This is a genomic window from Halioxenophilus sp. WMMB6 (assembly GCF_033283405.1).
GTDB lineage: Bacteria > Pseudomonadota > Gammaproteobacteria > Pseudomonadales > Cellvibrionaceae > Halioxenophilus.
The window spans coordinates 146,845-160,025 of sequence record NZ_JAWMQR010000001.1 but is presented as its reverse complement, the minus strand read 5'-3'; the positions used below and the strand labels follow the sequence as shown (position 1 = coordinate 160,025).

13 protein-coding genes are annotated in these 13,181 nt (G+C 58.5%); 6 read left to right on the top strand and 7 right to left on the bottom strand.

The window, feature by feature from the left end:
- Window positions 1–132 precede the first annotated feature (132 nt).
- The 7 genes from SBL51_RS00650 to SBL51_RS00620 form a co-directional block, all read right to left on the bottom strand.
- Window positions 133–1,329 (bottom strand): CoA transferase, encoded by a 1,197-nt coding sequence (locus SBL51_RS00650; protein ID WP_317928535.1) that lies wholly within the window; start codon window positions 1,327–1,329, stop codon window positions 133–135.
- A complete protein-coding gene (locus SBL51_RS00645; protein ID WP_317928534.1) occupies window positions 1,326–2,492 on the bottom strand; it encodes an acyl-CoA dehydrogenase family protein in 1,167 nt (388 codons plus the stop codon). Before SBL51_RS00645 ends, SBL51_RS00650 begins: the two co-directional genes overlap by 4 nt.
- 98 nt (window positions 2,493–2,590) lie before the next feature.
- Window positions 2,591–3,109 (bottom strand): MaoC family dehydratase, encoded by a 519-nt coding sequence (locus SBL51_RS00640; RefSeq protein ID WP_317928533.1) that lies wholly within the window; start codon window positions 3,107–3,109, stop codon window positions 2,591–2,593.
- A 211-nt stretch (window positions 3,110–3,320) separates the two neighbouring features.
- Window positions 3,321–4,154: a CoA ester lyase gene (locus SBL51_RS00635; RefSeq protein WP_317928532.1), complete on the bottom strand. Its 834-nt coding sequence runs from the start codon at window positions 4,152–4,154 to the stop codon at window positions 3,321–3,323.
- Between the two features lie 90 nt (window positions 4,155–4,244).
- Window positions 4,245–5,132: a polysaccharide deacetylase family protein gene (locus SBL51_RS00630; RefSeq protein WP_317928531.1), complete on the bottom strand. Its 888-nt coding sequence runs from the start codon at window positions 5,130–5,132 to the stop codon at window positions 4,245–4,247.
- Window positions 5,133–5,231: 99 nt separating this feature from the next.
- Window positions 5,232–6,062, bottom strand: coding sequence for an SDR family NAD(P)-dependent oxidoreductase (locus SBL51_RS00625; RefSeq protein ID WP_317928530.1), 831 nt, complete (start codon window positions 6,060–6,062; stop codon window positions 5,232–5,234).
- 39 nt (window positions 6,063–6,101) lie between these two features.
- Window positions 6,102–6,416: an REDY-like protein HapK gene (locus SBL51_RS00620; protein ID WP_317928529.1), complete on the bottom strand. Its 315-nt coding sequence runs from the start codon at window positions 6,414–6,416 to the stop codon at window positions 6,102–6,104.
- A 237-nt stretch (window positions 6,417–6,653) separates the two neighbouring features.
- Between SBL51_RS00620 and SBL51_RS00615 the strand changes: the two genes are divergently transcribed.
- The 6 genes from SBL51_RS00615 to SBL51_RS00590 all read left to right on the top strand — a co-directional run bounded on the left by SBL51_RS00615 (window position 6,654) and on the right by SBL51_RS00590 (window position 13,102).
- Complete coding sequence (locus SBL51_RS00615) at window positions 6,654–7,322, top strand: isochorismatase family protein (RefSeq protein WP_317928528.1); 669 nt, start codon at window positions 6,654–6,656, stop codon at window positions 7,320–7,322.
- Window positions 7,323–7,332: 10 nt separating this feature from the next.
- Window positions 7,333–8,277: a polysaccharide deacetylase family protein gene (locus tag SBL51_RS00610; RefSeq protein WP_317928527.1), complete on the top strand. Its 945-nt coding sequence runs from the start codon at window positions 7,333–7,335 to the stop codon at window positions 8,275–8,277.
- Window positions 8,277–9,206 (top strand): polysaccharide deacetylase family protein, encoded by a 930-nt coding sequence (locus SBL51_RS00605; protein ID WP_317928526.1) that lies wholly within the window; start codon window positions 8,277–8,279, stop codon window positions 9,204–9,206. The genes SBL51_RS00610 and SBL51_RS00605 overlap by 1 nt, the downstream gene beginning before the upstream one ends.
- A 54-nt stretch (window positions 9,207–9,260) precedes the next feature.
- Complete coding sequence (gene leuC, locus SBL51_RS00600; RefSeq protein WP_317928525.1) at window positions 9,261–10,673, top strand: 3-isopropylmalate dehydratase large subunit; 1,413 nt, start codon at window positions 9,261–9,263, stop codon at window positions 10,671–10,673.
- Window positions 10,673–11,299, top strand: coding sequence for a 3-isopropylmalate dehydratase small subunit (gene leuD, locus SBL51_RS00595; protein WP_317928524.1), 627 nt, complete (start codon window positions 10,673–10,675; stop codon window positions 11,297–11,299). The genes leuC and leuD overlap by 1 nt, the downstream gene beginning before the upstream one ends.
- 120 nt (window positions 11,300–11,419) lie before the next feature.
- Window positions 11,420–13,102 (top strand): alpha/beta hydrolase, encoded by a 1,683-nt coding sequence (locus tag SBL51_RS00590; protein WP_317928523.1) that lies wholly within the window; start codon window positions 11,420–11,422, stop codon window positions 13,100–13,102.
- Window positions 13,103–13,181 lie beyond the last annotated feature (79 nt).

The window sequence follows — 13,181 nt, the reverse complement described above, 5'->3', positions numbered from 1 at the left end:
AATCATATTTGGTGTTGGCCGGCCAATAGCGGACACCACTATTTTTTTAACCGCGCTACCAGAATGTAATCCGCCGGGCAGCCCGGTGAATGCAGCACCGATTAACAGCAGCGGCCGTTAATCGGCTTTAATTTAGATGGCGCCGCTCTGTTTCAGATTGGCAATCGCGTCACTGCTGTAACCCAACTCCGCCAGCAGTGATTCAGAATCGGCACCCAGGGAAGAACAGCCTTTACCCGGCAGACGTTCACCACCAATTTTGATGGGGTTGGCGAGCACGCGGAAATTGGCATTTTGCGTGTGGGGCAGCGATTGCAACATACCAATCTCACCCAGGTAGGGATTTTCCAACGCCTGGTCCAGGCCGTACACCGGCGCAATGGGAATCTTGCCGGCGAAATGGTTTACCCAGTCGTCGGTGGAGCGCTCGGCAAAGGCGGCATCGAGAATGGTCTGCAGCGCCTGCCGGTTTTCGCGTCTACAAGCGACGCTGTTAAAGCGCGGGTCGTCTGCCAGCTCTGGTCGGTTGATACCTTCCACAATCAGCTGCCAGAACTTCTCAGTCATACCCATCACAAACACCCAGCCATCGGCGCTGGTGTAGGTTTGACAGGGAACCGTCGATGGATGCGCGGAGCGTTCAATACGCTCGGTTACATGGCCACCATTCAGGTACCAGGTGGCAGGGTAAGTCAGTTGGTGCAGCGCCACATCAAACAGGCTGACATCAACATCAGTACCTTTACCGGAACGCAGTGCACCAATCAGCGCCGCCATCAAACCTGCGGCGGTGGTGACACCGGTCATAAAGTCGACCATGGAGAGGCCAAAGCGTGCCGGCGGTTCTTCGGGGGCACCGGTCAGCGCCATAAAGCCCGCTTCCGCCTGCATTAAATAGTCGTAGCCTGGCCAGTTGGCGCGGTCATTATCGCGGCCATAGGCAGAGAGGTGTGCACAGACAATTTTCGGGTTTACCGCCTGCAACGACACGTAATCCAAACCCAATTTGGCCGGTTGATCGCCGCGCAGGTTATTCATCACGGCATCGGCGGTGGCGACCAGCTTGTGGAAAACTTCGCGCCCGGCCTGCTCTTTTAAATTGAGCGTCAGACTCTTTTTGTTGCGGTTAAACGTCTGGAAAAACTGACTGTCGCCTTCACCCAAAAAGAACGGGCCGGTTTGGCGGGAGATGTCCCCGCCAATAGCGGGGTTCTCAATTTTAATCACTTCCGCCCCGAGATCCGCCAGGTACATGGAGCCAAACGGGCCGGCTCCGTACTGCTCTACGGCAATAATGCGAATGCCGGCCAGCGGCTGTGCGGTGCTCATATCGGGTTACGCTCTATCAGTTGCTTGGCGATAATAATGCGCTGCATCTCGTTGGTGCCTTCACCAATACACATCAGCATGGCGTCGCGGTAGTAGCGCTGAATGGGGTACTCCATGGAGTAGGAGTAGCCACCGAAAATACGCATCGCTTCATTGGCACAAAAGACACCGGTTTCCGTGGCGAAATACTTCGCCATACCGGCTTCCATATCGCAGCGCTCCTCGGCATCGTATTTACGCGCCGCCTGCTCAATCAGCAGTTTGGAGGCTTCAAGACGGGCGGCCATTTCACCCAGCTTCAGCTGAATGGCCTGATGCTTACAGATCTGCTGGCCCATACTCTCGCGCTCTTGCGAGTAACGTACGGCCAACTCCAGCGAACCTTGAGCAATACCGGCACCACGGGCGGCGACGTTAATGCGACCCAGCTCCAAGCCACCAACGGTGATAAAGAAGCCTTCACCTTCGCCTTTAATCAGGCAGGACGCCGGAATGCGGAAATCTTCAAAATTGAGTTCGCAGGTGTCGATCGACTTGTAGCCCAGCTTTTTCATCTTATTGACGGTCAGACCGGGCAGCGGGTTGCCGTTGTCATCCTTGGTGCGGATGGCGAACATGCTCATGCCCTTGTAACGGGGCTTGGCATCGGGATCGGTCTTGGCCAGCAGCAACAGGCAGTTACCGTTCAGGGAGTTGGTGATCCAGGTTTTGGCACCGTTGATGACGTACTCGTCACCATCGCGTACCGCGCGGGTGCGAATCGCCTGCAGGTCGGTACCGGCGTTAGGTTCCGTCAGCGCAATACCACCGCGCAACTCACCGCTAGCCAACTTGGGCAGCCACTCCTGTTTCATCTCTTCGCTGGCGGCACGCTCAATCGCGGAAGCCAGAATCAGGTGAGAGTTGAATATGCCAGAGGGCGCCATCCAGGCAGAGGCCACCTTGACCACAATCTTGGCATAGAGCGAGGCAGACAACCCCAAACCGCCGTAGGCTTCACCAATGGTGGCACCAAACAGGCCCAGCTCTTTCATCTGCTCGACCAATGCGTGAGGATACTCGTCCGCCTGATCAAATTGATCGGCGACCGGGCGCACATCGTTGTCAACCCACTTATCGATAGTGTCGAGGATTGCGGCTTCGTCTTCAGGACTCCAAACCATCACTTTCTCCAAAAATTCTCTCGTAAAGTCTGCTTAATAGCGGTGAACCAACAAACCTATGAATAACGCCTGCAGCGCCTATTCCCAGTCCCGTTAAATTAGTAATTCACCAGATCTTCAGCGTCGTTGCCTTTACGCATAACCAATACTTTGCGGATGAACGAACTTACCTGCACACCATCCTGGTTGAAACCCGTGGTACGCACAGTGACGATACCCTGGGTTGGACGGGATTTTGATTCACGTTTTTCCAGTACTTCCGATTCACAGTAGAGGGTGTCACCAACAAACAGCGGGTGGGTCATTTTGATATCGTCCCAGCCCAGATTGGCAATCGCCTTTTGGGAAACATCGGTCACGCTCATACCAACCATCAAAGCCACCGTAAATGGGCTGGCTACAATCACTTTGCCGAACTCAGAGCCCTTGGCGTACTCTTTGTCAAAGTGCATTGGGTGCGTGTTCATGGTCAACAGGGTGAACCAGGTGTTGTCGGTTTCGGTGATAGTGCGGCCGGGGCGGTGTTCGTAAATATCACCCACATGAAAATCTTCCAGAAAACGACCAAAGGTTTCGCGGTAACGGTTTTCACCTACTTTTTTTACGCCTTGAGACATTTTAATTCCTCCACCAAATTCATTTTCACTGTTGAACGGCCAGAGCCTTCAACCTTACGTTTGTTTTTAATCCAGCTATTCAATAAGTTCATCCTGAATACTCTATTTGGCGCCCGGAAAAATTGGCGAGTTGAGCACAACGCCTTATTTTTCCGGCCACGTTTTGGCTGACAGCCAAAGGTGATGCCTCCTTGCATCACTTTAATAATCCTTAAATACCGAGTTGATCCGCTACCGCAACTATGCGGGTGGCGGCCAATAACACCGGTCGATCAACCAGCTTGCCATCCACCAAGAGTGCACCCCCAGCAAACTCCGCCGAGGCGGCCAGTACTTTTCTGGCCCAGCTCACCTCATTGGCCGAAGGGGTAAACGCGCTGCTGATCGGCTCCACCTGGGCCGGATGAATGGCCGCCTTGCAGGTAAAACCCAAATTGCGCACGCGCGTGCTCTCGGCCGTGAGCCCCTCTGGATTTTTTACATCCAGGTAGGGCACATCAATCAGGTCCAACTGGCGGCTGGCCGCCGCCATGGCCAATTTACTGCGCGCCATCAACATGGCATCCCAGCCCATGTCGGAACGTAACTCAGCCGAAAGATCGGCACCGCCGAGCATTAAGCCACTGACGCGCGGGCTGGCGGCAGCGATAGCACTTGCCGCCTCAATTCCCTGGGCCGTCTCCATTAACGCGATTAAATTCATATCGACATTGGCCAGCAGGCCATCGACGATCTCCACATCCGCAGCGGCGCCCACTTTGGGCAGCATTAAGGTCAGCGGTGGCAGGTCGTCACACTCAATCAGTGCCGCCAGGTCTTTTAAGCCAAACAGCGTGCGTGGTGAATTAATTCGAATCACCAACTCCGGCGCAGCTTGATAGGCGCTTGCGTAGTCGAGTGCGGCAATGCGGGCCTGCTCTTTTTCAGCCGGCAGGCAGGCATCTTCCAAATCGATACAGACCATATCCACGCCGGTGGCTACGGCTTTATCAAACCGCTCTGGTCGTGCCCCTGGCACAAACAGCAGTGAGCGTCGTAACTTCATTGAGTAATCCTGTTGTCGCTTGCTAGCGTGTTGCTTTTTTAATATTCGCTATCGCCGATAAGTCTGCTTAACAGCGAGTTTTTTTGCGCTCTAGTCGCGAATGGATTTGTGCACCGGGCGATCACCATTGTGCGCGGCAAACAGCTCGGCAATTTGCAGGCGGGTGGCCACCCAGACATCCGATTTTTCGCGCACATAACGCAGGAACTCTTCCAGCGCCCAGATACGACCGGGGCGGCCGATAATGCGCAGATGCAAACCCAGGCTCATCATGCGCGTCTGTTCTGCGCCCTCTTCGTACAGCACATCAAAGGTGTCTTTGGCGTACTTGAGCCACTGCTCCGGAGTAAAGGCCGGGTCGGTCCAGAATTTCATGTCGTTGCTATCGATGGCGTAGGGGACGATCACCATCGGCTCTTCACTGCCATCAACCCGGCCCCAGAAGGGCTCGTCGGTGGAGAGGTCATCCATGTGGTAATAGAAACCCTCTTCCTGCAACAGGCGACGGGTATGCTCGGTGTGCAGGTAGCGCGACAACCAACCCTTTGGCCGCTGGCCGGTGGTTTTTTCCATGCTGTCTGCCGCTTTGCGAATAAACTCGCGCTCCTGCTCCTCGTTGAGCATAAATTGATGCATCCAACGATGGCCGTGTGAACAGACCTCGTGCCCCTCATGGCGAATTACATCGGCAATTTGTGGCGCGCGCTCCAGGGAGACAGCCGCCGCGGTAAAGGTGGCAGTAATGTCGTATTTCTTTAGCAGGCGGTGAATGCGTGGCCAACCTTCATTGATGCCGTACTCGTAGTTGGATTCGTTCATATGTACGCGCATCGGCTTTTTAATGGCCAGGCCGAGTTCATCAACCTGTTCCGGGCCACGGTCACCATCAAGGATGTTGCTCTCGGAACCCTCCTCAACATTGACCACAATGGATAGCGCCAAACGCGCCTGATTTGGCCACTCGGTTGTGCGTGCCATAAGGTTTCTCCTACCAGTCGCCGCACCGTTATAGCGGCGATTTTTCTATCAACTATTGTTTGGCGTCCGCGCCAGGTTTCGCGCTAACGGCCAGCAAACTCAGTGGTACTCTTCACCACCGGAGACATTCATCGATTCGCCGGTGATGTAAACCGACTGATCGGAACAGAGGAAAGCACAGGCATTGGCGGTGTCGCTCTGCAGGCCGGGCCGGCCCAGCGGAATACGCGCGCGCATCTCGCTCATGTAGCTGTCGAGGTCGCCATTGGCAAAACGGTTGTTCTGCCAGGCACCGAGGCCGGTGGTCACGTGGTTGGGGCAGATGGCATTCACGTTGATGCCGTGAGTGCCCAGCTCTTTGGCGGCAACGCGGGTCAGCCCCACCACACCGTGTTTGGAGGTGGTGTAGGCACCGGCTTCCGCAAAGGCGCTCTTCGAAGCCTGTGAGCCGATATTGATAATACGGCCACCGCCCTGCTTGATCATGTTGCGCCCGGCGTGTTTGATGCCCAGGAACACCCCGCGCAGATTAACGCCCAACACCGTATCCCACTCGGCGGCATCGGTGTCGACCAGCGCTTTCATCAAATAGCCAACGCCGGCGTTGTTCACCCAAATATCGAGGCTGCCAAAGGTGTCGACGGCAAAGGCGGCCAATGCTTCCACCTGCTCTTCGTGCAGCATGTTGCAAACGCAGGTAGCCACGTCGATACCGTCCGCGCGCAACTCGGCGGCGATGGCTTCCATCTCGTCACTGGTGCCAATGGCACCTTCGGGCAGGTATTCACCGGCGGGCTTGCCGATATCCGACAACACCACCTTACAACCTTCGCTACCCAGGCGGCGGGCAATGGCCTCACCCAGCCCCTGGCGGCGGCCGGCACCGGTGATAACCACCACGCGGCCTTTCAATTCGGGATAATTCGCCATAACAACCTCTTGGGGGGTAATGATTTAAGGGGTAACGCTTTAGGGGGTAGCGATGGAGTGGCTGATCATAAACAGCGGGTTGTCGGCAAACTGTTGAAACTCCGCGGCCACTTTCTGCATGGTTTCACTGGAGATATCCGGCCCCAGCGCGTCCATATCCGGCACATCGATGGTCTCTACATATTGGTAGGGAGCGTCACCACCACCCAGCAGACCGTTGGTGCGGAACACCTCGAACTTGTCAACGGAGGCCAGGGCGTTCACTGTGGGCAGGTCGGTCGTCTGCGCCCAAAGCTCGTAGTCTTCGGCTTTAACACCGTCTTTCAAATTGAACAAAACGATGATTTTGGTCATAGATCCTCCTAGCAAGGTTGAGCGCGCACTTTTAGTTAGTTGTGATCCAGCTTTGGCCGGCTTGAAACTCAATCCAGCAAGCTTATATCTTGACTAAATGTTATGTCAATATATCAATTGCCAAGCGGCCAGTTATTGTCATATAGTTATGGCATTAGTGTATAAATCGCAGCCGTCCCCAGAACCGGCCAGCCATGCAATATGGGCCTTATTACCGAACCTGCCACAGGAGGAGTTATGGAGTTATCCGATAAAACAGCACGTCAGATTTATGAAGAAGTGCGCGCCAACCCGGCTCGTAAGCGCTTCGGATTCGGGAAAAAAGCCATTCTCGTCAATATCGACCTGCAAAAGGCCTATACCCGTACCGACCTCTTTAAAACCGCCTACGAGACCGACCCCAAACAGCTGAAGTACGTCAATCAGCTGGCGACTCAGTTCCGCCAGCTCAACTGGCCGGTAGTGTGGACCTACGTCGCCTATATGAACTCTGGCGAGGATGCCGGCGTCTGGGGCACCCGCACCGACACCCCCGACAGCCTGCAGAACATCAAATTTGGCAGCGAGCGCTCGGAATTTGACGAGCGTCTGGAGATCGATCACGAACGCGATGTGATCTACTGCAAAAAGATGCCATCACCCTTCTTTGAGACCCAACTGCAGAGCCTGTGCGTATGGCACCAGGCTGACACAGTGATTCTGACCGGTGGCTCCACCTCGGGCTGTATTCGCGCCGCAGCGGTCGACAGCCTGTCGCGTGGCTACCGCACCATCGTGCCGGAGGAGTGTGTCGCCGATAAACACGAGAGCTACCACTTCGCCAACCTCACCGATCTGTCACTGAAGTACGCCGACGTTCTGCCGGTAGCCGAAGTACTCAGCTGGCTGGCCGCACAACACGCTTGAGGTAACGACCATGCGCACTGATCCCGGCCTGTATGACTACTGGCCCTACCACAACCGCCCTAAGATCGAGTGGCCCAACGGTGCCCGCATCGCCTTTTGGGTGGCCCCCAATATCGAGTTCTACGAGCTGGACCCACCCGCCAACCCTTTCCGTAAGGCCTGGCCGCAGCCCTACCCGGCCATTGCCGGCTACGGCATTCGCGACTACGGCAACCGCGTGGGCCATATCCGCCAAATGAAACTGCTGGATAAATACGGTATTCGCGGCTCAATTTCGCTCTCCACCGCGCTGTGTGAACACCACCCGGAGATTATCGAGCTGTGTAAAGAGCGTGACTGGGAGTTTTTCAGCCACGGCATCTACAACACCCGCTACACCTACGGTATGAGCAGCGAGCAAGAGAAGGCGATGATCAGGGACTCCATGGAGACCATCCATCGCCACACCGGCCAGAAGTGTGCCGGCTACCTGGCGCCGGCCCTATCACACAGCGACGAGACCGTCGACCTGTTTGCCGAGGTAGGCACCGAGCTGTTTGGTGATGAAGGTGGTTTCTACACCTGCGATCTGTTCCACGATGATCAACCGACGCCGATCCACACCCGCTCCGGTAAGCGCTTTGTCTCCATCCCCTACTCCCTGGAGATGAACGACACCATCGCCTACGTCACCAACAAGGTGGAACCGCGCCAGTACGGCAAGATGATCAAAGCCAACTTTGATCGTCTCTACGCTGAAGGCGCCGACAACGGCACCATCATGTGCATTCCCACCCACAACTATCAGGTCAGCTGCCCGCACCGGGCCAAGGCCTTTGAAGAGGCGCTGGAGTACATCACCGGCCACCCGGATGTCTGGGTCACCACCGGCCGCGAGATAGCCAGCTACTTCCTCAACAACTACTACGACCAGGCAACGGCAGACATCGCCGCGAAATCGGGAGGGGCACGCTAATGGCTCTTGATGACAGCTACCTGCAATACCCCAAACGCCACTACGGCATGGATCACGACCGCTATGAGTGGTCGCTGCTGGCCGAGCGCCCCCCCGTGCAGTGGCCACAAGGGGCGAAGCTTGCGGTTTGGGTGAATGTAAACCTGCAGTTTTTCCCGCTGAACCAGCGTAAAAACCCGGTTGCGGTACCCGGCGGCATGGTGATGCCCTACCCGGATCTGCGTCACTTCACGCTGCGCGACTACGGCAACCGGGTCGGTATCTATCGCCTGTTCAAAGCCCTCGACCGCTTTAACATCGAGCCCACCATCGCCATCAATGGCGTCCTGGTGGAGCGCGCCCCCTACCTGATGGATATGGTGCGTGAGCGCGGTAACGAGGTGATCGGCCACGGCTGGCAGATGGATATGCTACACCACGGTGAAGTTGACCAGGCCGAAGAAGCCGAGTGGGTAAGCCGCACCCTCGATAGCTTGCGCCAGCGTTTCGACCAGCCTGTGCGCGGCTGGCTGAGCCCCGGCCGACTCGAAAGCCCCAACACCCCGGAGCTTTTAGCCGCCAACGGCATCGACTACCTGTGTGACTGGGTCAACGATGAGCTGCCCTACCGTTTCAACACCCAGGCAAAGGTGATCACCGCCCTGCCTCTCTCTAATGAGTTGGATGACTTTTTTATCCTCGGCAACAACCTGCACAGCGAAGAGAGCTACGCCGACCAGATTGAAGACGCCTGTGATCTGCTGCTGGCCGAAGCCGAAAACGAGGGTGGCCGCCTGCTGGCACTGAACATTCACCCCTGGCTCCTGGGCCAGCCACACCGCATTGCCTCTCTGGAACGGATTCTCGACTACATCAGCAATAAGAGTGGTGTGTGGAGTGCCTCAGCCAGCGCCATCTGTGACAGCTGGCTGGCGCAGCAACCGCATTAACGACTACTCCCGGCAGGCCTGGCCTGCCGGGCTCTGACTGCTTACGAGTTCACAATGTCTAAAACCGTATTTGAGAAGATTTGGGACGCCCACCGCGTCTCAGACCTGGATGATGGTGTCTCACTGATCTACATCGACCGGGTTTTTCTACACGAACGCACCGGCTCCATTGCCCTGCAAAGCCTGGCCGAGGCCCAGCGCACACTGCGCCACCCAGAGCAGGTCTACTGCACTATGGACCACATCGTCGACACTTTTCCGGGGCGCGGCGACACTACCGTCATGCCCTCCGGCACCGCGTTTATTCAGTCCACCCGCCGGGAGGCCAACGCCGCCGGCATCACCCTGTTTGATATCGGCGACCCACGCCAGGGTATTGCCCATGTGATCAGCCCCGAGCAGGGCATTGTGCTGCCCGGCCTGACCCTGGTCTGCCCCGACAGCCACACCTGCACCCAGGGCGCCATGGGCGCGCTCGCCTGGGGCATTGGCTCCTCAGAGGCGGAACACGCCATGGCCACGCAGACCCTGCGCGTCAACCGGCCGGCCACCATGCGCGTGCGCTATGAGGGTGAACTCGGCTTTGGCGTCACCGCCAAGGATATGATTCTGTACCTGATTGGCCGCTACGGCGCCAAGGGCGGCGCTGGCTACATTATCGAATTCGCCGGCAGCGCGGTTGCGGCACTGTCGATGGAGGCGCGCATGACGCTCTGTAACATGGCCGTCGAGTTCGCTGCCTTCACCGGGTTGGTGGCGCCGGACGAAACCACCTTCGCCTACCTGCAAGGCCGCCCCCACGCCCCGCAGGGCGACGCCTGGCGCCAAGCCGTAGCCTATTGGCAGACGCTGTGCAGTGACGACGATGCGGTTTTCGACCAGGAGATTGTCATCAACGCCGCTGAGATCGCCCCCTCGGTTACCTGGGGTACCAGCCCGCAACACGCCTGTGCCATCACCGACAGCGTGCCGGCGCCGGCCGCCATGGCCGATGCCGACAGCCAGACCGCCGCCGAGCGCGCCCTCCACTACCAGGGGCTGGAACCCGGCACCCCCATGGCGGGCTTAAAGATTGATAACGCCTTTATCGGCTCCTGTACCAACTCCCGTATTGAGGATCTGCGCATAGCTGCCTCGATTCTGAAGGGGCGCAAGGTGGCGACAGGCATTAAGGCGATCTGTGTGCCCGGTTCACAACAGGTGAAGGCCCAGGCCGAGGCTGAAGGACTGCACGAGATATTTCTGAATGCCGGTTTTGAGTGGCGCGAGAGCGGCTGCTCCATGTGCTTTTTTGCCGGCGGCGAACACTTTGGTGCCGGCGAGCGGGTGATCTCCACCAGCAACCGCAACTTTGAATCGCGCCAGGGGCCGGGTACCCGCACCCATCTGGCCAGCCCCGCCACCGTGGCTGCCAGCGCCATCGCCGGCTGTATCAGCGACCCTCGACCACTGATGGAGAAGCACTGATGGAACCCTTTACTGTTCATACCGGTGTCGCAGCACCCATGCTGCGCATTAACATCGATACCGATGCCATCATTCCCAGCCGGGAGATGAAAGGGGTCTCCAAAAAAGGGTTGGGTGACGGCCTGTTCGCCGTGTGGCGCTATACCAATCCGGACGAGCGCACCATCAACCCGGACTTCGTGCTCAACCGCCCCGCCTACCGCAACACCACCATTCTGCTGGGTGGCGACAACTTTGGTTGTGGCTCCTCCCGGGAACACGCGGTGTGGGCCCTGGCCGAGTACGGCATTCGTGCGGTAATTGCGCCCGGCTTCGGCTCCATCTTCTACCAGAACTGTATCCGCAACGGCATTCTGCCCGTGGTGTTGAGTGATGCCGCGATTGCCGTATTGGCCAACAGCCTGGAGCAGGATCCCCAGGGCACGCCATTAACCATCGACCTCAACCAGCAGTTGGTGATTGATGGCGGCGGCCAGCGCTACCCGTTTGAGATAGCCCCCGGACACCGGGAGATGCTGCTCAAGGGGCTGGATGCCATTGGCCTGACCCTGCAATTGGATGAGCAGATCGGCGCCTTCGAGAACCGCTACCGGCAACAGTTTCCCTGGCTCTACGAGTCGGCCTAAACAAGCGTCACCCAGGCGAGCCCCGCCTGGGTAGCCTTCGCCAAGTAACTCTTCGCCAAACAACACTTGGCAAAGCAACTTGCGCCAGCGTCGCCACAAGCTAAACAGAGAGGTATCGCCATGGCCCCCCACAGAGAGATCTCCACTCACCGCGCCTACGCCCTGGTCAACGGCCGCCGCGTGCACTACCGTCGCTGGGGTAGCGGCCCAGCAATTCTGGCGCTGCACGGCTCGCCCCAGTCATCGCGCTGTATGGAGGCCATCGGCCGCCGCTTGGCCACCGCCGGCTTCTGCGTGATCGCCCCGGATACCCCAGGTAACGGCCTCTCGTCACCGCTGACGGTAACTGACGCCACCACCGCTGACTTTGCCGAAGCCCTGCTTGAGCTTGCCGATGAGCTGCAGCTAGGGCGCTTTGGTGTCTACGGCTTCCACACCGGCGCCACCATTGCCTGTGCCCTCGCCGCGCGCCATCCGGAGCGGGTGAGCGCCCTGGCCTGTGATGGTCTGCCCGATTGGAGTGACGCCGAACGCCAGCTGCTGCTGGAAGGCTACCTGCCCCGCTTTGAGCCCAACTGGGATGGCTCTCATCTCTGTTGGTTGTGGGCGCGGGTGGAAGAGCAGACGGTCTTCTTCCCCTGGCATATGGCCAAGCCGGAATACCGTATGCATTACGATGTCAGCCCCATGCCACACCTGCACGGCAATGCCCTGGACTTTCTTGAATCCGGCGATAACTACCGCATGCCCTATCACGCCGCCTTTACCTTTAAAGCCGGCGATTGGCTGTCGGCGCTGACCACCCCCCACCTGTTTGCCGCCATGGAGCTCGACCCGCTGGCCGCCCACCTGCAGCGACCCGGTTTTAATGGCGTAGCCACCCGCGCCTTCAGCACGCCGGAGGCGATGCATCTTGCCTTTATCAGCCTGTTCAACGAACAGCCAGGTGACCCGGCTCCCGCCCCCATATATCCCCGGGCCGATGCGTTCGGCCTGAGCCGCGGCTGGGTGGGCGAAGACCGCCGGGCACTGGCCTGGGTGGGCAACCTCACCACCGCCAGCGTTCAGCGGCCTCTGGTGCTGCTGCACGGCGCCGGCGGCTCCCAACGCAGCTTTAGCGACTGCCTGGCAGAACTCACCAAGCAGCGACCGGCAATCGCCGTGGAGCTACCCGGCCACGGCGACTCCGACCGGCGCCAGGATGATGCCCCCAGCTCGGTGGCCGCCATTGGCCGGGAGATAGCCCTGGCCTGTCAACGCCTGGGTTTAACCGAGTACGATGTGGCCGGCCTGCATCTGGGTGGCCAGGTGGCGGCTTGGCTGGTGAATGAGGGCCATGCGGTGACCGGAGCCAGCCTCGGCCTCAGTGCCGTGGACGCCGCTGAACGGGACGACTGGGCCAGCAACTACGCCCCCAGCCTGGAGCCCGAATTCGATGGTGCGCAGTTGGTGCGAGCCTTCCGCATTGCCCGCTGGGAGCGGCTCTTCTACCCCTGGTTTAAGCGCAATCGCAGCTATCTGGTGGAGCTCTCCAGCGACCTGCAACCGGCCGATGTCCATCGCCGGGCGGTGGAGCTGCTGCGCGCCGGCCCCTGCTGGCAGGGTGCGGTCACGGCCGAAGCCGAATTTGATCTGATCAGCCAATCACCACCGCCGGCAAAGTTCAAACTGTTCGCAGTCGATGGCGACCCCCGCTCCACCGCTGCACAGATGGGCCGCCTGCAATACCCGGTAGCGCGACTCAGCGAACAAAGCAGCCACTGGGCCAAGCCGCTGGCGGCGCTGGGTTACCCGCTGAAATAGTGACCGGTAGAGACGAACAACCAGATACCCGCCCAGATACACAGCCCGACAAACCACCGGCACTCCCGAGAGAGCACTC